Source organism: Celeribacter ethanolicus (genome assembly GCF_002407265.1).
GTDB classification, from domain to species: Bacteria; Pseudomonadota; Alphaproteobacteria; order Rhodobacterales; family Rhodobacteraceae; genus Celeribacter; species Celeribacter ethanolicus.
Genome location: NZ_CP022196.1, coordinates 198,460 through 217,364, shown reverse-complemented (window position 1 = coordinate 217,364; position 18,905 = coordinate 198,460). Strand labels below are relative to the sequence as shown.

Here is an 18,905-nt window from a genome sequence, read left to right as displayed (position 1 = left end):
TTTTTCAGGCACAATGGCAAAATCCCATTCGCCTTAATCACCGCGCCTTGACGGGCGAAGCGCGCCAGACTGTTTCAGCCCGCCGCGCCGTTTGTTTTCAAAGCCCGTCTCAGTCCTCGACCGGCGCGCGGCTTTCGACGATCTCGTCGATCAGGCCGAAGTCTTTCGCATCCTCGGGCGACATGAAATTGTCGCGCTCGAGCGCATCAACCACGGTCTGGAGTTCCTGACCCGTGTGCTTCACATAGATCTGGTTGAGGCGATCCTTGAGCTTTTGCGTCTCTTGCGCATGGATCATGATGTCGGTCGCCTGACCCTGATAGCCGCCAGACGGTTGGTGCACCATGACGCGGGAGTTGGGCAGCGAGAAGCGCATACCTTTTTCACCGGCCGTCAAAAGAAGCGAGCCCATGGAGGCCGCCTGCCCCATCACGAGCGTCGAGACCTTCGGACGGATGTATTGCATCGTGTCGTAGATCGACAGACCGGAGGTCACGACACCGCCCGGGCTGTTGATATACATGGCGATTTCTTTTTTCGGGTTCTCGGCCTCGAGAAACAGCAACTGGGCGCAGATCAGCGAGGACATGCCGTCATGCACCGGGCCGTTGAGAAAGATGATACGCTCTTTCAGGAGCCGCGAGAAGATGTCATAGGCCCGCTCACCACGGCTCGTCTGTTCGACCACCATGGGAACGAGGGTGTTCATGTAGGTATCAATCGGATCTTTCATCGGGCCCTGCCTGTTGTGTCAACTGATGTGTTAGCGCGGAAGTGTTACCTGAGTCTTAGTGTTGGACCGGGGGGGCTGCAAGAGCGCCTGAACCTTGGGCGAACGCCGCTGTGTGCCAGAGCCCCCGCCTTTGCCGGGGGCCAGCCGGAACGAACCAGATATTTAATTTTAAAAACAATGCATTAATGATCTATTGCATCACAGAACACTGCCCCGGACACAATTACTTGCGTCCGGTGTTGCCGCTTTGCCTCAAATTTGGACAAAATTTTTGCAAATTTTTATCGACCGGGTCCGACAGACAGTTCAGGCCGCCAGCTCCGGAAGCGCCACGAGATGATTGTCCCACGCCAGCCCCGGAACCGCATTCAAAGGCCGCATCTCCTCTTTCATCGCCAGAAGCGCGCCGAACCCGTCGGAGCCGAGATAGCCATCGCCCATTGGCGCGAGCCCGCAGACATCGCCGCGCACCACAGCCCCAAGGAAATTCCCCCCGGCATCGAACCGGTGAATGCGCCCGCCACGCGGCGAACTGATCGCCACCTCGGTGCCATCGCCGGAATGCGACACGGATCCCGCGTAGCCCTTCATCGCATATTGCTCGCCCAGATCGGCCTCCGCCAGCACCACCGCTTCTCCGCGCCGGTGCAGACCGAGTAAGGGCACGGTTTCGCTCTCGTCGCCTTCCCACTGCATGGCAAAGGCGACCTGCTCGTCGGGGGCAAGCGACAGGTGGCGGATCGAATTCTGATGCAGCCCGGGCGCCAGAACATGTTTTTCGACCAGTGCATAGTCCGGCGAGAGATAAACCAGCGACGGCTCCATCACGTCGATGTTGAGCTTCTGTCGCCCCTCGCCGATGTCGGGATGCGTAAAGATGCCGCCATTGGCAACCACAAGCGTGCCATCGGAGAGTTGTTTCACGTCATGCGGCCCGATGCCATGGGTCGGAACCTCGCCAACGCGGGCATAGTTTTTGCGCCGGTCCCAAATGCCCAGAATGCCGCGTTTCTCGGCATAATGGTTCTCCGGCGTCAGCAACAGATCGCCATTCTGAACAAACAGCCCATGCCCCATGAAATGCCGCCCCTCCGGCGCATCCAGCCGGTGGGTGATCCGCCCGGTGGCGCAATTGACCACCACGGCGAAGGTGCCGGGACGACGGGCAAAGGCCACGGCCTCGGGTTTCAAAGGGTGCGCGGCGGCGGCGTGTCCCCGGGCCGGGAGCGGCGCGCGGAACAGGATCTGCGCCTGCGCATCGAGCCCGTAAAGCGCGTAATCGCCAGAGGCGTCCTTGGCCGCACCAAGATAGGCGGGCGATCCGGCATCGGCCCAGCTCAGGCGCGGCACAACGGTGGCGGCCAATGCGGCTTTAAGGAAGGTACGGCGGGATGTCATGGTCTGTTGTCCAGTATCTTTTTGTTTTTGTGTCGGTTTTGTCTCAGTCGTGTCGCTCAGTCGCCATCGGAGGCGTTGAACCCGGCGGAGACGCCCAGAGGCGCGCCAACCTCATTGGCGAGATGGCCAAGGATCGTGGTGATGTTCTGGCCGATGATCTCGACCTTGAGCCGCCCCATCGGGTCCGCAACGCCTGCGAAGGCGGGATCGTCCAGCTCCTCCACCAGCGCGATGGTCTTCTCGAAAGCGGCCTCGGACAGGGGCATCTCGCCGGGGGCAAGCTTGCGGGCCAGATCGCGGGTCGCCATCAGGATCAGTTCCACGTTGCGCTGGGAGCGCTCGGAGCGATAGGCCTCGGCCCGTGCCGGGCGGGGTTTCTCGAACGTGCCGATCGGCCGCCCGATGCGCTGATCGCGGGTGACTTCAAGCGCGGAGGTCAGCATGGTATAAAGCGCCTGAACGCTCTCCATCCTGGAGAGATAAAGCGGATGCGGCGCCTCGCCCGCCAGCAACAGCGTCAGGGCAAAGCCGTCGTCGGCGGTCCATTCCGCCTCGATCGCCTGCCCCATCCGGCCCAGATCATGGGCAATCGCCTGCACCAGATGGCAGGAATAGCTGCCGTCTTCATAGCCGTCGAACTGATCGTCATAAAGCATGTATTCCAGCGCAAACAGCCCGCGCACCGCGATGGAGGCCTGGGCAAAGGCCTCGGGATCGTCGATCACCGGGTCCTCATCCGCGATGTACCCGGACAGGGTGCGCGGGATCAGCCCCTTCTTGTCGGGCCAGAAGGCGATGGCGAGGATACGCCCGTTGGCCTCGACCGGCCCCATATGCAGATGCTGAAGCCCCATCCAAGCGTCGAACGCCGCGTTATAGGCCGGCTTCACCGCCTCCGGCAGGCAGTTGTCCGCCACCGTATAGGACAGGGCAAGGCTGGCCCCGGCAAAGCGCTCGACCGCAGGCACCGTATGCGTGTTCACCGCGCGCTGCAAAGCGTCGTTCAGCGGATCGGCGGCCATGGGGCTGGCGAAAGGCACGGCCAGCATGAGCGGGAAACAGAGAGCGGCCAGTCTGCGCATTTTGTGCTCCTTCAGAGACTTTCGAGAAACCGGATCAGCGCGGTGCGGTCTTCCGGCGGCAACTCCACCACGGCGTCGCGTGCGGCCTCAGCCTCGCCCCCGTGCCAGAGCACCGCTTCCAGAAGGCTGCGTGCCCGTCCGTCGTGCAGGTAGGTGGTATGCCCTGAAACCCGCGCCGTCAAACCGATCCCCCAGAGCGGCGCCGTGCGCCATTCGCGCCCGGTGGCGCGGTGCTCGGGTCGGTCGTCCGCCAGCCCCGCCCCCATGTCGTGCAGGAGCAGGTCGGTATAGGGCCAGATCAACTGAAACGACTGCGGCGCATGGTCCGTGCCTTCGAGCCGGGCGGTCACATGTTTCGGCACATGGCAGGAGGCGCATCCGATGTCATGGAACAACGCCTTGCCCCAGAGCACCGCCGGCGCGTCGAGATCGCGGCGCTCCGGTACGCCGAGGTTGCGGGCGTAAAAGGTCACGAGATCCATACCGGTCTGGTCGATCTCGTCACCGCGGGCATCTCCAGCCCCGTTCGGCGCGTTCAGACACGCGACCTGCTCCACCGTGCAATCGCCCGCAGGCTCCGGGAAGAGCGGCGAGGAAATCCCGATGTCGCCATGAAAGGCGGCGGCGGATTGTTCTTCGACGGTCGGCTCGCCCGCCTTCCAGCCGAAGCGTCCGAGCATGACCTGATCGTACCGCTTCGACCAGACAAGGTTCGGGCGGCCGGAAATGCCGTCGCCATCAGCATCGTCGGGATCGGCCAGCGCCAGAATATCTTCCGCCGGGATCGCCTCCAGAAGGCCCAGACCGATCATCTGATTGGCCACGCGCGGAGAGATTTGCACCTCTCCGGGCAACGCCCCGAAAGACGGATTCGAAATCGAATACAAAGGTTTGCGCAGTGATGCTGCCTCTCCGCCCGAAAGCGTGACGGGGATCTCCTCATAGGCGATCTCCATCCGCCCCTCGGGCGCGAATCCCGCAAGCGACAGATCCTGCAACTGGGTGCCATATCCCGGCACGGGGCGCGTGCGCGGGGTGGCATCGTCCCCGTCGAGATGGGCGAGATAGGCCTCAAGCGCCGTCAGAGGCGCATCCCCCGCAGGCACGGAAAGGCGCAGAAACATCGAGGTCCGGTCGTCGTCCGGGTGCTCCGGCGGATGGCCCCGCCCGTCGTTCACATGACAGCGCTGACACGACCGCGCATTATAAAGCGGCCCAAGCCCGTCGGAGGCCTTGGTCGAGGACGGCGACGAGACCCAGAGCTTGGCAAAAAGCGCATTGCCCAGCTCGAAATCGAGCTTGCTCTCGAAGGGCAGGTTGGCGGGCGGCAGGGTAAAGGCCGTGTCGTCGCCGGTGTCCGTCACGGTGCCCGCGCCGCCCGGATGAGTCTCGAAGGCTTCGGGGGCCATGAAGCTGTCCGGCGTTGCGGTGACACTGGCGACGCGCGCGCGTTCCTCCTGCGTGCGCGGCACGGTCGGCAGGTGCGGATCGGATGTCGGCAGCCCCTCTGCCCCTTCCTGAGCCCAAACACCCTGCCCCATGAGGGACAGGGCCAGAACCGAAGCGAGGGCTTGAGCGGCCTTACTCGGCTTCGTCCATCGGTGCCGCATTGAGCAGCGCATAGCCTTGCTCGCCAAGACGGGCGTAGAGGTCGAGCTGGGTTTCGAGAAAATCAACATGGCCTTCCTCGTCGGTGATCAGCTCTTCGAAGAGGTTCTTGGAAACCGTATCGCCGACAGATTCGCAATAGAGCCGCGCCTCACGATAGAGTGTGAGCGCGTCGTGTTCGCCCGCCAGATCCGCTTCCATCGTCTCTTTCGGGGTTTCGCCGATCCGGAGCGGATCCAGTTTCTGGAGGTTCGGGTGGCCTTCGAGAAACAGAATGCGCTCGATCAGCTTGTCGGCGTGGTTCATCTCCTCGATGCTCTCCTCGCGCGACTTCTTCGCCATCTTCGCGAGGCCCCAGTCCTCCTGGAGCCGGAAATGCACCCAATACTGGGAAATCGCGGTCAGTTCCGACCGGAGTGCTGCGTTCAGGTACTCGATGACCTTCGCGTCGCCTTTCATGGCTTATCCTCTCTGCAAACGGTAATCCTTGAGCCCGCGCAACTCGGCGGGCACTTCAAGGTTAGCATTCTGGCGCATGGTGGAAAGGAAAAGCGACATACAGCCGCCGCAATCCGCCGCCTTGCCCAAAGCGCGGTACACCTTACCCGGCGTGATGATCGTTTCCGGGTCGGACGCCCGCATCCAGTCGATCGCGGCATGAATGTCGCGATCCGTGATGGCATTGCAGGAACAGACGATCATATGCACCTCCGAGAAACGACGGCAAAAGAACTGCCCGACAGGTTGCCTCCTGCCTCGAAAGGAACAGGCCGGAAGGAGGTCACCCCCGGCCTGTCCGCCAAGATTTACTGGAAGACGGCTTCCGGGTTGTCGAGGCTGTCGGAGCCTTCGACTTCAATCTCACTCGCGGTCAGCACAGCCACAGCACGTTCGATTACACGGGTCTGCGCGACCAAGGCATCGACAGCGGTCATGATCAGCTCTTCACCGGCCTCGTTGCCACGGCCCAGCATCTGGTCATAGGAGAACCCGGCTTCGGCGGCAGCCTTGATCTGGCCCAGCTCGGCCACGGAATGATCCACCGCGGCGGTCAGATCGGCGGCCAGCGCCGGATCTTTCGAGGCCAGCAGGTCCTCAAGGCTCTCGCCCTTCACCAGCGTGCCGTCGACGCGGACATATTGCCCGGTGTAGACGTTATGAATGCCCACGCCGTCATAGAAATGCGAGTTGTGGGTGTTGTCGGAGAAACAATCATGCTCTTCCTCCGGGTCGTTCAGCATCAGGCCAAGCTTCATGCGTTCGCCCGCCTGCTCGCCATAGGACAACGATCCCATGCCGGTGAGCATCGCGGTCACGCCCGCCGCCGGATCGGCCAGAACGGTCTCGCGCGCCTCACCGCCTTCGGACCATTGCGCCACCATATATTCCAGATCGGAGACCAGCAGTTTGGACGCCGCCGTCAGATACTGGCCCCGACGGTCGCAATTGCCGCCGGTGCACTCGTCGCCGGTCAGGTAGTCGGTGTAGGACCGCGCACCAGCCCCGTGATCAGTGCCGTTCAGATCCTGCCCCCAGAGCAGGAATTCGATGGCGTGATAGCCGGTCGAGACGTTGGCCTCGACCTCATCGGCCTCGTGCAGCGTCTCGGCCAGAAGCTCGGGCGTGATCTCGGTCGCGTCGATCTCTTCGCCGGAAATCTCGATGGTCGGGTTGGCGATCACGTTGAGGACCGCCAGCGGGTTTTCGTCGGTGGCGCCGCCATAGGAGCCGTCGACATAGTCGATCAGCCCCTCGTCGAGCGGCCAGGCGTTCACCTTGCCCTCCCAGTCGTCGACGATCGGATTGCCGAAACGGAAGACCTCGGATTGCTGATAGGGCACGCGCGCCGCGATCCAGGCGGTTTTCGCAGCCAGAAGCGTGTGCTCGGACGGGTTGGCGATCAGATCGGCGATGGCCGCATCCAGCTCCTGTGCCTTGATCAGCGCGTCGCCATAGGTGGCTTCGGCGATATTGGCATAGTTGGTCACCACTTCGGCTTCGCCCGCGAAGGCGGTGGCAGGCAGGGCGGCGGCGATCACGGCCGTCATCATACGTTTCATCAGGTCTTGTCCCTATTCTGGCATCCGCAGCCCGTGGCGCGGACAGGTCTTCCGATCCGCGTGATCTTGTGTCACGCACTCCCGAAGTAACTGACTTCTTTGGTCGGATAAGTCAATCCTGATTGTTTTGATAGGGATATGAAACTTCCGTGACCCGACGACAGCCGGTCGCCCCGCACCGCATGGATCGCGGAAAATTCCCGAACTCAATCAAGCGTTTGCCGATACCGCCGCAGCGCCACCACCACCACGACCAGCAGGATCACCGCAATCGCCGCCATGTTGGAGGCAACCTCGGGGAAGCCCGCCCCCTTGAGCATCACCTTGCGCACGAGACGCAGGAAATGCGTCGCGGGAATCGCCGTCCCCAGAGCCTGCGCCCAACCGGGCATGGCCGCGAAGGGGAACATGAAGCCGGACAAAAGCACGGTCGGCAGGATGGTGAAGAACGACAGCTGCATGGCCTGCATCTGGGTCCGTGCCACAGTGGAAACCAGAAAGCCGATGGCCAGATTGACCACGATATAAAGGTTGAACCCGGCGAAAAACGCCAGAAACGACCCGGAGAAGGGCACATCGAACAATGCCCGCGCCGCCAGCAGGAACACGAAGGTCTGGACATAGCCGACAAAGACATAGGGCAGGATTTTGCCCAACATCACTTCGGCAGCCAGGACTGGCGTCGCAATCAGGCTTTCCATCGTGCCCTTCTCGCTTTCGCGCACGATGGCGACGGCGGTGATCAGGATCATCGTCATCGACAGGATGATCGCCAAAAGCCCCGGCACGATATTGGTCGAGGTCTGCTGTTCGGCATTGAACGCCCGATGCACGATCAGATCGAAGGGCGCAGGCGTCGCCGCCGCACCTGCGAGCGGCCCGGTGAGGCTCTGCGCCATGGCGGTTTCCACCACGCCACTCATCGCCCCGATCGCCCCGCCTGCCGCCACCGGGTCGGAGGCATCGACGGTCAACAGGATCTCGGGCGTGAGGCCACGGATCATGTCGCGCTCGAACTCCGGCGGGACGGTCAGAACGACAGAGGCTGTGCCATCCTTGAGCGCCTCTTCACCCTCGTCCGCCGAGGTCACGATACCGATGAAATCAAAGTAATCCGAGGTGTCCATCGCCGCCGTCAGGCTGCGCACCACCGGGCTTTCGTCCGCCACCTCCACGAGCGTCGGCAGGTTGTGCGGGTCGGTGTCGATGGCATAGCCGAAAAGCAGAAGCTGCATCACCGGAATGCCGATCATCATGCCGAAGGTCACCCGGTCACGTTTCATCTGGATGAACTCTTTCACCAGAACGCCAAGAAAGCGTGCGAAAGAAAAGAGATCACCTTTGCGGGTCATGCCAAGACCTCCGCACCGAAATTGTCCTTCGCCCCCGCCATCAGATAGATAAACGCCTCTTCGAGTCCCGCCTTTTTCTCCCCCCACTCATGCGTGCCCAGCGCGCGCTCCCGCTCCGCCAGCGCCTGAAGCGCCGCGCGATCCGTGCCGGAGACATGCAGCTCTGCGCCGAAGCGGATCACCTGCCCCGCTGCGCCCTCGGCCTCAAGCCGATCTTCCAGCGCGGTCAACTCCGGCCCGGTGACGACAAAGGTCGAAAGGCCGATCTGGCCGGGAATGTCACCCGCCGCCCCGTCGATCAGCTTCTTGCCATAGGCGATATAGGCGATGTGGTCGCATTGCACCGCCTCGTCCATGTAATGCGTCGAGACCAGCACCGTGACACCCCTGGCCGCCAACCGCCGGATTTCATCCCAGAAATCGCGCCGCGCCTTCGGGTCAACGCCTGCCGTCGGCTCGTCCAAAAGCAACAAATCGGGGTCGTGGATCATGCAGGCCGCCAGTGCCAGCCGCTGCTTCCAGCCGCCCGAGAGCGTCCCCGCCAATTGCCCCGCCCGCCCCTCGAGCCCAAGATCGCGCACCGCCTCGGCAACAATCGCCTTGCGGTTCTTCATCCCGAACATCCGCGCCACGAAGTCGAGATTTTCTGCGATGGTGAGGTCCTCATAGAGCGAGAACTTCTGCGTCATGTAGCCGACACGTTTCTTGATCGCCCGACTGTCGCGGATGATGTCGAGACCGAGGCAGTGCCCTTCGCCCCCGTCCGGCGTCAGAAGCCCACACATCATGCGGATCGTCGTCGTCTTGCCCGATCCGTTCGGTCCGAGAAAGCCATAGATCGTGCCCTTCTCGACCTCCATGTCGAAGCCGTCCACGACCTTGCGATCCCCGAAAATCTTGGTCAGCCCTTTGACCGATATGGCCAGATCGCGGCTCATTCCTGCACCGCCGCCCGGGCATCAACCGTCACTGGCTGACCGGGCAGAACGCCTTCCGGGTCGACCACCTCCGCTTCGACCCGGTAGACCAGACGCCCGCGCTGATCGCTCGTGTAGAGGATCGGCGGGGTGTATTGCGGGTCGGATGCCAGCCGGGTGATCTTCGCGGTCAGATCCGGAGGACAGCCCTCGCAGGAGATCTCCACGATGCCCCCCGGCGAGAGATCCGCGCGTTCGGCCTCCGGCACGAAAAACAGCGCCGTCATCTGATCGGGCGGCAGGATCGCGACCACCGGCGTGCCCGCGCCTGCGACTTCGCCAATCTCGTAGAACACCTTCTCCACCTGCCCTGTCACGGGGGCGTAGACCTGCCGGTCATCGAGATCGGAGCGCGCCAGATCGACCTGCGCCTGAGCCGCCGCCACCGCCGCCTCCGCCGCGCGCCGTTCGGCATCGCGGGCCGGAAGTTCCGAGACCGTCAACTGTGCCTCAAGCTGTGCGACCGCCGCCTGCGCCTCATCAACGGCGGCCTGCAAATCGTCCACCCCCGCCTGCGTCGTCGCCCCCCGCGCCAAAAGCGCCTGCCCACGCTCCAGCCGGGTCGTCGCGATGTCCTCTGCCACCCGCGCCTGATCGAGAGAGGCACGCGTCACCGCGATCTCAGCCTCGCGCGAGCCGGTCGACAGGTTGTCCAAAGTCGCCTCTGCCTGCGCCAGTTGCGCCTGAGCCGCACGCAGCGCCGCCGCCGCCTGTTTGCTTTCCAGCGCGAAAAGCAACGCCCCCTTGCCGACCTGATCGCCTTCGGTCACGCCAATGCCCTCAATCCGCCCCGCCGTCGCGGCGGCGGCATAGGTGAACTCACCCTCGATATAGCCATCGTAGACATGCGCGGGCGGCGGGTTGAAGCCCGGATAAATCGCCGCAACAATGGACACGAACCAGCTCGGAAGATCAGCCATGGGGGGCCTCCTGTACGGGAGCGGGATCGAGCCCCGCGCAGAAAATGGTCAGATGGGTGTCGAACAGCCGCGCGAGGCCGATGTCCCCGGGTGTCACCCCCTCGGCCCGAATGCCGAAGACATCGGCCAGAAGCACATGCATGAGCACCGGCCCCAGAAGGCTGCGCACCGCCATCTCAGGGTCGACGGGACGGATATGACCACCCGCGACGCCCTGTCTGAACAGCGTGGCGAGCGCGGGCAGAACGCGTCCGATCACCCGCTCGCGATACATCTCGGCAAGGCGCGGATGCGACACCGCCTCGCGCACCACGAGCTTCGGCACGGCCACGATGCGCGGGTCCGACAGGCGTGCAGCAAAGAGTGGCACGAAGCGTTTCAGAAGCACGCGCGGATCGCCTTCGAAGCGCTCGATCTGGATCACCACCTCGCCCACAACAGGGCCGACGGCGCGGTCCACCAGCGCTTCAATCACCGCATCCTTCGACGGGAAATAGAGATAGAGCGCACCTTTCGAAACGCCTGCCCGGCGCGCGATCTGTTCCACCGTGGTGCGGTCGAACCCCTGTTCTGTGAAAAGATCGAGAGCCGCGTCCAGAAGCTCGTCGGGCCGAGCCTCCTTGCGGCGACGAAATTTCGGGGAAGCCTCCCCGCCTGCCTCTTCCCGATCCGACATGAGTGCGCCCCTCCGAGTCGCATCTGAAAAACTAACTGACCAGTCATTTATTTAATTTCACCCCAAAAGTAAAGAGCGGTCGCGATCCCGGCCTGTCACGCAAGTTTCATGCGCGACGCCTAAAAGCTGCCCATCCGATGCGACATTTCGTTTCAAAGAAAAGTGAGATAAAATCATAGAGTTGCGGGACGGTGCAAACCCATGCAAAGCTTGATATATATCAACGCCCCGGGCACGGTTCCCCGCAATGGTGCCCCAAAGTCGCGACACCCGTCGCATAACGCATAAGATCGCACACGAAGCGCCAGACTCTATTAAAGGCCAAGCCATGACTCAGAACGCCGAGAAGAAGCCCGGCACCAAACGCGCCGATTTCACGCCGCTGGTGGATCAGACCAAGACCACGGGCACCGGTCCGATCCGCAGCCAGATCCCCGCCTATGTCACCCTGACCCCGCCCTGTGCGGCGGCCTGTCCGGCGGGCGAGAATATCCGCGAATGGCTGGCGGAGGCGACCGCCGGGCGTTATCGCGAGGCCTGGGAGATCCTGACCGCGCAAAACCCGATGCCCGCCGTGCATGGCCGGGTCTGCTATCATCCCTGCGAAACCGGCTGCAACCGCGGCGAAGTCGACACCTCCGTGTCGATCCACGCCGTCGAACGGTTCCTGGGCGACATGGCCAATGAAAAAGGCTGGCAATTCAAAGCGGTGAACCCACCCTCGGGCAAGAAGGTCTTGGTCGTGGGCGCAGGTCCGTCGGGCCTGTCCTGCGCCTATCACCTCGCGCGGCTCGGTCACGCGGTTGAAATCCGCGAGGCCGGTCCGGTCGCGGGTGGCATGATGCATTTCGGCATTCCCGCCTACCGTATGCCGCGCGAAGAGCTGGCCCAAGATGTGACCCGGATCGAGGCTCTCGGCGTCAAGATCACGCTGAACCACAAGGTCACCGACCTGATGGCCGAAAAAGAGGATGACGACTTTGATGCCGTCTATCTCGCCATTGGTGCAGGCGCGGGCAAACATGTCGACATCCCGGCCAAGGAAGCGCCGAAAATCTTCGACGCCGTCAACCTCCTGTCCGACGCCTCGAAAGGCGAAGCCCCGCTTCTGGGCCGCCGCGTCGTAGTTTACGGCGGCGGCAACACCGCGATGGACGCGGCGCGGACCGCCAAACGCCTGGGTGCCACGGAAACCCTCATCGTCTACCGCCGCGACCGTGAGCACATGCCCGCCCATGAGTTCGAGGCCGACGAGGCCATGGCCGAGGGCGTTAAAATCAAATGGCTGACCACGATCAAGGAGATCGACGGCGACGAGTTGAAAGTCGAGCGCATGGAGATTGGCGCCGACGGCAAGGCACATCCCACAGGCGAGTTCGAGACGCTGACCGCCGATGCCGTGGTTCTGGCCCTGGGTCAGGAGACCGACAGCACCTTCCTCAAATCCGTCCCCGGACTGGAGTTTAGCTGGAACGGCACCGTCGAGGTGAATGAGAACCGCATGACCGGCTGCGAAGGCGTGTTTGCCGGTGGCGACATGGTGCCGGATCAGCAATCGGTCACCATCGCCACCGGTCACGGCAAACTCGCCGCACGCCATATCGACGCCTGGCTTGCGGGCACCACCTATGTCGCAGAAGAGCCACCCGCACTCGTCACCGCCGACATGCTGCACCTGCCGGTCTACTCGGATGTGGACCCGAAAGAACAAGCGGCGTTGGCCACCAGCAAACGCGAAGGGTTCGACGAGGTTCTGAGCGGCCTGTCGGAAAAAGAAGCCCGCTATGAGGCGTCGCGCTGCTATTCCTGCGGGTCCTGTTACGAATGCGACAACTGCTATGCCGCCTGCCCCGAGGACGCCATCGTCAAACTCGGCACCGGCAAGGGCTATGAGATCGACCCGGAAAAATGCACGGGCTGCCAGTCCTGCTTCGATCAATGCCCCTGCCACGCCCTCGAAATGATTGCTGATACCGCGGAGATCTCCCATGCTTGACCATGAACATATCACGCCGCCGTCCAATGAGACCCGCGAGGCCACGCACAGCCATGCCACCATGGATGGCAACGCGGCCGTGGCCCATATCGCCTACCGGGTGAATGAGGTCTGCTCGATCTACCCGATCACGCCGTCGTCGCCGATGGCGGAGCTTGCCGATGACTGGACCGCGCAGGGTGTGCACAACATCTGGGGCGACATTCCGGTCATCCAGGAGATGCAATCCGAAGGCGGCGCGGCAGGGACCGTTCACGGCTCCCTGCAAGCGGGCGCTTTGACCACGACCTTCACCGCGTCTCAGGGCCTCATGCTGATGCTGCCCAATATGTTCAAGATCGCGGGCGAGTTGACACCGACGGTGTTCCACGTTGCGGCGCGGTCTCTGGCGACCCATGCGCTGTCGATCTTCGGCGACCATGCCGATGTGATGGCGGCGCGCTCAACGGGCTTTGCCATGCTCGCCGCCTCTTCCGTTCAGGAAGCCCATGACATGGCGCTTGTGGCCCATGCTGCCACCCTCAAAGCGCGCATTCCCTTCATCCATTTCTTCGACGGCTTCCGCACCTCGCACGAGGTCAACACGCTCGATCTCATCCCCGACACGCAAATCCGGGCGATGATCGACGACGATCTGGTCCGCGCGCATCGCAAACGCGCGCTTTCGCCGGAAAACCCGTTCATCCGCGGCACCGCCCAGAACCCCGATGTGTTCTTCCAATCCCGCGAAGCCGCCAACCCGTTCTACGCCGCGGTCCCCGACATCGTCGAAGAAGAGATGATGAAACTCGGCCAGATGACCGGGCGCAAATACCGTCCATTCGATTACACCGGCGCGCCGGACGCGACCCGCGTGGTGATCGCCATGGGTTCGGGCACCGATGTGATCCGCGCGACCGTCGAGGACCTCACGGCCAAGGGCGAGAAGATCGGCATGATCGCGGTGCGGCTCTACCGGCCCTTCTCCGCCAAACATCTGTTTGCCGTTCTGCCCGACACGGTCGAGAAAATCGCCGTGCTCGACCGCTCGAAAGAGCCGGGCACCACAGGCGAGCCTTTGTATCTCGATGTGGTTTCGGCCCTCGCGGAAGCCGTCGCGATCGGCACGCGGGACACCATGCCACGCGTGATCGGCGGGCGTTATGGTCTGTCGTCCAAGGATTTCACCCCGGCGCAGGTCAAAGCCGTGTTCGACAACCTTTTGAGAGACAAACCGAAAACCAATTTCACCGTCGGCATCCATGATGATGTCTCCTTCACCTCTTTGAAGGTCGATCCGACCTACGACATCGAAAAAGACAACGTGGTCCGCGCGGTCTTCTACGGTCTCGGGGCCGACGGCACGGTCGGGGCCAACAAGAACTCGGTCAAGATCATCGCCGCCGAACCGGACCACTATGCGCAGGGCTATTTCGTCTATGACAGCCACAAATCCGGCGCCGTCACCGAAAGCCATCTGCGCTTTGGTCCGGAACCGATCGAGGCGCCCTATCTGATCGCCTCGGCGAATTTCGTCGCCTGTCACCAGTTCCATTTCCTGATGAAAATGGATGTGTTGAAACTCGCGAAACCCGGTGCGACCTTCCTCCTGAATTCGCCCTATGGCGCCGAGGCCACATGGGATCGGCTGCCGCGTTCCGTGCAGCAGGGGATCATCGACAAGGAGCTGAAACTCTACACCATCGACGCCACAACGGCGGCGCGCGAGCTGGGGCTTGGCGGGCGCACCAATACGATCCTTCAGACCTGTTTCTTTGCGCTGTCCGGCGTCTTGCCGCGCGACGAAGCCATCGCGAAAATCAAATACGCGATTGAAAAGACCTACGCGAAAAAAGGCCGCGAGGTGGTCGAGAAAAACTTCGCCGCCGTCGATGGCGCGCTGGCCGGGTTGCACGAAATCCCCGTGCCCGCCGCGCCCACCAGCGTGATCGAACGTCCGTCCTTGGTCCCCGACGACGCGCCCACATTCGTGCGCGACGTGACCGCCAAGATGATGGAAGGCATCGGCGATGACATCCCCGTCTCCGCCCTGCCTGTCGATGGCACCTTCCCCTCCGGCACCGCCGCTTGGGAAAAACGCAATGTCGCCGACGAGGTCCCGGTCTGGATCGCCGACGAATGCATCCAATGCGGCCAATGTTCCTTCGTCTGCCCGCATTCCGTCATCCGCGCGAAATACTTCGACGAAGAATTGTTGGCAAACGCGCCCGAGGGCTTCAAATCCGCGCCGGTCAACGCCCGCGGCTATCCGGACGCGGAATTCGCGCTGGAATTCTACCTCGAAGACTGCACCGGCTGCGGTCTCTGCGTCGAGGCCTGCCCGGCGATTTCCGAAGACGACCCGACGCATAAAGCCATCAACCTGCACCTGAAAGAAGACCTGCCCGAGCGCGAGCGCGAAAATATCGCCTTCTTCGAAAGCCTACCGGTCAACGACCGCTCGCGCGTCGATTTCGCGAACGTGCGCGGCGTCCAGTTCTTGGAGCCGCTGTTCGAATTCCCCGGTGCCTGCGCGGGCTGCGGCGAGACACCTTATGTCAAACTGCTGTCGCAGCTTTTCGGCGACCGGCTCATGGTCGCCAACGCCACCGGCTGTTCCTCGATCTACGGCGGCAACCTTCCGGTGACGCCATGGACCGTCAACGCCGAGGGCCGTGGTCCGGCCTGGGCCAACTCGCTTTTTGAGGACAACGCCGAGTTCGGCCTTGGTTTCCGCCTTGCCGCCGACAAACAAACCGCTCTGGCGCAGGACATTCTCAAACGGCTCGCCCCCGATGTGGGCCAAGAGCTTGTCGATGCCATCCTCACTGCCCCGCAGGTCCGCGAATCCGAGATCCGCACCCAGCGCGAGCGTGTCGGCCTGTTGAAAACCAAGCTCCTTGCCCTGCCCCGGACTGAAGACATCGAACACCTCCTGTCGCTCTCCGACCATCTCGTCAAACGCGCCATCTGGCTCGTCGGCGGCGATGGCTGGGCCTATGACATCGGCTATGGCGGGCTCGATCACGTCCTCGCTTCGGGCCGCAACGTCAACATCCTAGTGATGGACACGGAGGTCTATTCCAACACCGGCGGGCAGGCCTCCAAAGCCACGCCTCTGGGCGCCATCGCCAAATTCGCCGCCGCCGGCAAGCGCACCAACCGCAAAGACATGGCACTGCAAGCCATCGCTTACGGCAATGTCTACGTCGCGCAGGTCGCTCTGGGCGCCAATCCGCAGCAAACGCTCCGCGCCTTCCGCGAAGCCGAAGCATGGGACGGTCCCTCGATCATCCTCGCCTATTCGCATTGCATCGCCCATGGCATCGACATGCGCAAAGGTCTGAACCAACAGCAAAAAGCGGTGAAATCCGGCTATTGGCCTCTGCTGCGCTACGACCCGGCGCTGCATGGATCGGGCACGCCGCCCTTCATGCTCGACAGCCCGCGCCCGACCTTGCCGTTCAAGGATTACGCTTACGGCGAACTGCGCTACCGCCAGCTCACGCAATCGCGCCCCGAGGAAGCCGCCGAGCTTCTGGAAATGGCGCAATCCGGCATCCTGGACAAATACCGCACCTATGAGGAATTTGCCGAGATGGAAAAAGGCCCGGACCCGAGCCGGGTGATGGGAACCGGATCGTTCTGACGCAATGGCCCCCGGTCAGGTCATTCTGACCGGGGGCCATTTTGAAATCCGCGTGTCCGCGCCAGGGCTTGCGTCCAACCGATTGCATCCTTGAAGTCACGCTCGTCGATACATTCCCGACACCTCCCCGGAACAACTTGCGTTTTCGCGGGTTTCCCCTAGGTATGATCCAATGCGGAAAGCTGCTCTTCCGCCCAGAAAGATGTCTTAAAAAGGACCCTGCCATGTTGACACGCCGCCATTTCATCCAGACCTCCACCGCGCTGTTTTCTGCCACGGCGCTCGGGACGGTGGCGGGCTCCCCCGCGATGGCCGCCGGGAAAGGCGACTGGGATGCCTGGGACGCGCAGGTGACGCCCGCAGGCTTCGATCTCGAAACCACCAACCCCTGGGGGCTGCACACCCGCTTCCTGCCGCGCCGGGTCGAGGCGAAATCCGGTCTGACGCCGGGCGACATCCATGTCGATGCCGTGGCACGCTATCTCTACCTCGTCGAGGACGGTGGCACCGCGATGCGCTATGGCGTGGCGATCGGGCGCGACGGGCTTTACACGCCGGGCACCTACACGATCAAGCGCAAGGCGAAATGGCCGACCTGGACGCCGACCGCCAACATGATCAAACGCGAGCCGGAGATTTATGCGCAATACGCGAACGGTATGGAGCCGGGGCCGCGCAACGCGCTCGGCTCGCGCGCGCTCTATCTTTATGTCGGCAATCGCGACACCTACCTGCGCATCCACGGCACGCCCTACCCGCGTTCCATCGGCACGCGGGCCAGCTCCGGCTGTGTGCGCATGGTCATGGCCCATGTCATCGACCTCTACGAGCGTGTCGACACCGGTTCTGTGGCGCATCTTTACCCGGCCGAACATTACGTGACGGCGACGAGCTGAGCCGCATCCCGCGCGCGAAAGCTCACGAACCAGACCTGCGAAAAAGGCGGTGGATTGCTCCACCGCCTTTTCATTTCTCCCGCGCCATAGCGCCCGGTTCATGCCCGCCGGACAAGGCTCACATCGCCGTCTCAAGCTTCTCCGGAGCCTGCGCACAGATCACGCGGCCATCCTCGGCGCGCAGCGGCAGCATCGTGTTCTCGACCGGCCCTTCATGCGAATACCAATAGCAGCCATCCGCCGGATTGAGTTGCACGGCGGAGAGATTCTGATAGGGCGCGGCCAGCGCGATCACAGCCTCCGGCACCTCTGTCAAAAATCCGTCCGCCGTCGTTTTCGGCATCGGCGTCGCGCAGCCCGCCAAGGCCAGAAGCCCGCCAAGCACCAGAAGATGTTTCATCCGATCTGTTCCTTTCGTGATCGTCATACCCGGTCTTACCCCTTATGTTTTATATGTTTTGCCTGTTCTGTTGCCCCAGTCAAACCTCTTCCCTCGCCCCACCTCATGGTCCGGAAAAACGGTCGGAAGCGTTGCCGTCAGGCCGCGCCCTCAGGATCAATTCACCGCAGAGGGAAAAGGTTCCCCATCGAAATAGGCTTTGAGATTGGCACATTGCGCAATCGACATGGCGCGCCGGGTTTCCACTGTCGACGAGGCCTGATGCGGTTGCAAAAGCACATTCGGAAGCGCGATCAGCCGGGCGTCCACATGCGGCTCGTTATAGAACACATCGAGCCCCGCCCCTGCGATCCGGCCCGCCTCCAGCGCTTCGATCAAGGCCTCCTCGTCGAGACAGGTGCCGCGCGCGATGTTGATCACCACGCCACGCGGTCCGAGGGCGTCAATCGCGGCTCGGGACAGGTAGCCCCTGGTCTTCTCGCCCCCGACGACCGCCACGACCATCCATTCGACGGCCTTCGCCAGCGCCACCACATCCTCACCGTGATAGGTCCAGCCCTCCGGCGTGTCCTTGGCACGGCGCGAGGTATAATGCACCTCCATGCCGAAGGCGGCACAGCGATCCGCGATTGCGCGCCCGATCCGGCCCATGCCCGCAATCCCCACGGTCGCGCCCGACATCTTACGATTGAGCGGAAGCTCCTTGCCCGAGGCCCATGTGCCGTTTCGCACCCAGCCATCCCCCTTTACGATCTCCCGCGACCAGGCGAGCATCATCGCCAGCGCCAGATCGGCCACATCCTCGTTGAGCACATCCGGTGTGTTGGTCACAGTGATACCCCGTGCGGTCGCCGCCGCCACGTCGATGGCGTCATAGCCCACGCCGAATTGCGCAATCACCCTGAGGTTCGGAAACAGGTCCATCGCCGCTCCGTCGATCGGCTTGTGCCCCTTGTTGGCAATCGCCCGGATCGCCAGACGCGCCGCCTCCGGCATCGCCGCGCGCGCCTCGGGCGTTCCGGCCAGCACCGCCGGCCCCACCGCCTCGATCCGGGCCTTTTCATCTTCGGTGAAATACGGGGCGGAAATCAGAATCGCGGGATGTGTCATGGCGCAGCCTCTCTGTCGTCCGGCGCAACAGCGCCATGTGCATTTTCCTAAGCGATCCCGACGCCTATG

At 62.9% G+C, this 18,905-nt stretch carries 16 protein-coding genes; 3 read left to right on the top strand and 13 right to left on the bottom strand.

What is annotated here, in order from left to right; translation table 11 throughout:
• Positions 1 to 109: 109 nt before the first annotated feature.
• From CEW89_RS00955 to CEW89_RS00905, 11 genes are all read right to left on the bottom strand, one after another.
• On the bottom strand, positions 110 to 733 hold the full coding sequence (locus CEW89_RS00955; RefSeq protein WP_066711133.1) for an ATP-dependent Clp protease proteolytic subunit: 624 nt from the start codon (positions 731 to 733) through the stop codon (positions 110 to 112).
• A 306-nt stretch (positions 734 to 1,039) separates the two neighbouring features.
• Positions 1,040 to 2,131, bottom strand: coding sequence for a DUF1513 domain-containing protein (locus CEW89_RS00950; protein ID WP_096804568.1), 1,092 nt, complete (start codon positions 2,129 to 2,131; stop codon positions 1,040 to 1,042).
• Positions 2,132 to 2,187: 56 nt separating this feature from the next.
• Complete coding sequence (locus CEW89_RS00945) at positions 2,188 to 3,213, bottom strand: imelysin family protein (protein WP_096804567.1); 1,026 nt, start codon at positions 3,211 to 3,213, stop codon at positions 2,188 to 2,190.
• Between the two features lie 11 nt (positions 3,214 to 3,224).
• The gene (locus tag CEW89_RS00940) at positions 3,225 to 4,754 is read right to left on the bottom strand and encodes a di-heme oxidoreductase family protein (RefSeq protein ID WP_066711140.1); all 1,530 of its coding nucleotides are present in this window, start codon (positions 4,752 to 4,754) and stop codon (positions 3,225 to 3,227) included.
• A 40-nt stretch (positions 4,755 to 4,794) separates the two neighbouring features.
• Positions 4,795 to 5,280, bottom strand: coding sequence for a bacterioferritin (gene bfr, locus CEW89_RS00935; protein ID WP_066711142.1), 486 nt, complete (start codon positions 5,278 to 5,280; stop codon positions 4,795 to 4,797).
• Between the two features lie 3 nt (positions 5,281 to 5,283).
• Entirely contained in the window at positions 5,284 to 5,523 is a 240-nt protein-coding gene (locus CEW89_RS00930) for a (2Fe-2S)-binding protein (protein ID WP_096804566.1), read from the bottom strand.
• Between the two features lie 104 nt (positions 5,524 to 5,627).
• Positions 5,628 to 6,881 carry an imelysin family protein gene (locus tag CEW89_RS00925; protein WP_096804565.1) on the bottom strand — a complete coding sequence of 418 codons (1,254 nt, stop codon included), beginning with the start codon at positions 6,879 to 6,881 and terminating at the stop codon, positions 5,628 to 5,630.
• A 206-nt stretch (positions 6,882 to 7,087) separates the two neighbouring features.
• Positions 7,088 to 8,233, bottom strand: coding sequence for an ABC transporter permease (locus tag CEW89_RS00920; protein ID WP_096804564.1), 1,146 nt, complete (start codon positions 8,231 to 8,233; stop codon positions 7,088 to 7,090).
• Positions 8,230 to 9,171: an ABC transporter ATP-binding protein gene (locus tag CEW89_RS00915; RefSeq protein ID WP_096804563.1), complete on the bottom strand. Its 942-nt coding sequence runs from the start codon at positions 9,169 to 9,171 to the stop codon at positions 8,230 to 8,232. The genes CEW89_RS00920 and CEW89_RS00915 overlap by 4 nt, the downstream gene beginning before the upstream one ends.
• Positions 9,168 to 10,130: an HlyD family secretion protein gene (locus tag CEW89_RS00910; protein ID WP_096804562.1), complete on the bottom strand. Its 963-nt coding sequence runs from the start codon at positions 10,128 to 10,130 to the stop codon at positions 9,168 to 9,170. The genes CEW89_RS00915 and CEW89_RS00910 overlap by 4 nt, the downstream gene beginning before the upstream one ends.
• Positions 10,123 to 10,806: a TetR/AcrR family transcriptional regulator gene (locus CEW89_RS00905; RefSeq protein ID WP_096804561.1), complete on the bottom strand. Its 684-nt coding sequence runs from the start codon at positions 10,804 to 10,806 to the stop codon at positions 10,123 to 10,125. Before CEW89_RS00905 ends, CEW89_RS00910 begins: the two co-directional genes overlap by 8 nt.
• Positions 10,807 to 11,134: 328 nt before the next feature.
• Between CEW89_RS00905 and CEW89_RS00900 the strand changes: the two genes are divergently transcribed.
• The 3 genes from CEW89_RS00900 (at position 11,135) to CEW89_RS00890 (ending at position 17,326) form a co-directional block, all read left to right on the top strand.
• Positions 11,135 to 12,802: an NAD(P)-binding protein gene (locus CEW89_RS00900; protein WP_096804560.1), complete on the top strand. Its 1,668-nt coding sequence runs from the start codon at positions 11,135 to 11,137 to the stop codon at positions 12,800 to 12,802.
• Positions 12,795 to 16,430 carry a pyruvate:ferredoxin (flavodoxin) oxidoreductase gene (nifJ, locus tag CEW89_RS00895; RefSeq protein ID WP_198403476.1) on the top strand — a complete coding sequence of 1,212 codons (3,636 nt, stop codon included), beginning with the start codon at positions 12,795 to 12,797 and terminating at the stop codon, positions 16,428 to 16,430. Before CEW89_RS00900 ends, nifJ begins: the two co-directional genes overlap by 8 nt.
• Before the next feature lie 224 nt (positions 16,431 to 16,654).
• The gene (locus CEW89_RS00890) at positions 16,655 to 17,326 is read left to right on the top strand and encodes a L,D-transpeptidase (protein ID WP_066711153.1); all 672 of its coding nucleotides are present in this window, start codon (positions 16,655 to 16,657) and stop codon (positions 17,324 to 17,326) included.
• A gap of 118 nt (positions 17,327 to 17,444) precedes the next feature.
• Here the strand turns inward: CEW89_RS00890 and CEW89_RS00885 are convergent, their stop codons facing one another.
• Complete coding sequence (locus tag CEW89_RS00885; RefSeq protein ID WP_066711155.1) at positions 17,445 to 17,726, bottom strand: hypothetical protein; 282 nt, start codon at positions 17,724 to 17,726, stop codon at positions 17,445 to 17,447.
• A 156-nt stretch (positions 17,727 to 17,882) separates the two neighbouring features.
• Positions 17,883 to 18,836, bottom strand: coding sequence for a 2-hydroxyacid dehydrogenase (locus tag CEW89_RS00880; protein WP_096804559.1), 954 nt, complete (start codon positions 18,834 to 18,836; stop codon positions 17,883 to 17,885).
• Positions 18,837 to 18,905 lie beyond the last annotated feature (69 nt).

What these genes read in the sequence shown, in the direction of transcription:
- CEW89_RS00955 (WP_066711133.1), bottom strand. Translation starts at nt 733, where the DNA reads ATGAAAGATCCGATTGATACCTACATGAACACCCTCGTTCCCATGGTG.
- CEW89_RS00950 (WP_096804568.1), bottom strand. Translation starts at nt 2,131, where the DNA reads ATGACATCCCGCCGTACCTTCCTTAAAGCCGCATTGGCCGCCACCGTT.
- CEW89_RS00945 (WP_096804567.1), bottom strand. Translation starts at nt 3,213, where the DNA reads ATGCGCAGACTGGCCGCTCTCTGTTTCCCGCTCATGCTGGCCGTGCCT.
- CEW89_RS00940 (WP_066711140.1), bottom strand. Translation starts at nt 4,754, where the DNA reads ATGGGGCAGGGTGTTTGGGCTCAGGAAGGGGCAGAGGGGCTGCCGACA.
- bfr (WP_066711142.1), bottom strand. Translation starts at nt 5,280, where the DNA reads ATGAAAGGCGACGCGAAGGTCATCGAGTACCTGAACGCAGCACTCCGG.
- CEW89_RS00930 (WP_096804566.1), bottom strand. Translation starts at nt 5,523, where the DNA reads ATGATCGTCTGTTCCTGCAATGCCATCACGGATCGCGACATTCATGCC.
- CEW89_RS00925 (WP_096804565.1), bottom strand. Translation starts at nt 6,881, where the DNA reads ATGAAACGTATGATGACGGCCGTGATCGCCGCCGCCCTGCCTGCCACC.
- CEW89_RS00920 (WP_096804564.1), bottom strand. Translation starts at nt 8,233, where the DNA reads ATGACCCGCAAAGGTGATCTCTTTTCTTTCGCACGCTTTCTTGGCGTT.
- CEW89_RS00915 (WP_096804563.1), bottom strand. Translation starts at nt 9,171, where the DNA reads ATGAGCCGCGATCTGGCCATATCGGTCAAAGGGCTGACCAAGATTTTC.
- CEW89_RS00910 (WP_096804562.1), bottom strand. Translation starts at nt 10,130, where the DNA reads ATGGCTGATCTTCCGAGCTGGTTCGTGTCCATTGTTGCGGCGATTTAT.
- CEW89_RS00905 (WP_096804561.1), bottom strand. Translation starts at nt 10,806, where the DNA reads ATGTCGGATCGGGAAGAGGCAGGCGGGGAGGCTTCCCCGAAATTTCGT.
- CEW89_RS00900 (WP_096804560.1), top strand. Translation starts at nt 11,135, where the DNA reads ATGACTCAGAACGCCGAGAAGAAGCCCGGCACCAAACGCGCCGATTTC.
- nifJ (WP_198403476.1), top strand. Translation starts at nt 12,795, where the DNA reads ATGCTTGACCATGAACATATCACGCCGCCGTCCAATGAGACCCGCGAG.
- CEW89_RS00890 (WP_066711153.1), top strand. Translation starts at nt 16,655, where the DNA reads ATGTTGACACGCCGCCATTTCATCCAGACCTCCACCGCGCTGTTTTCT.
- CEW89_RS00885 (WP_066711155.1), bottom strand. Translation starts at nt 17,726, where the DNA reads ATGAAACATCTTCTGGTGCTTGGCGGGCTTCTGGCCTTGGCGGGCTGC.
- CEW89_RS00880 (WP_096804559.1), bottom strand. Translation starts at nt 18,836, where the DNA reads ATGACACATCCCGCGATTCTGATTTCCGCCCCGTATTTCACCGAAGAT.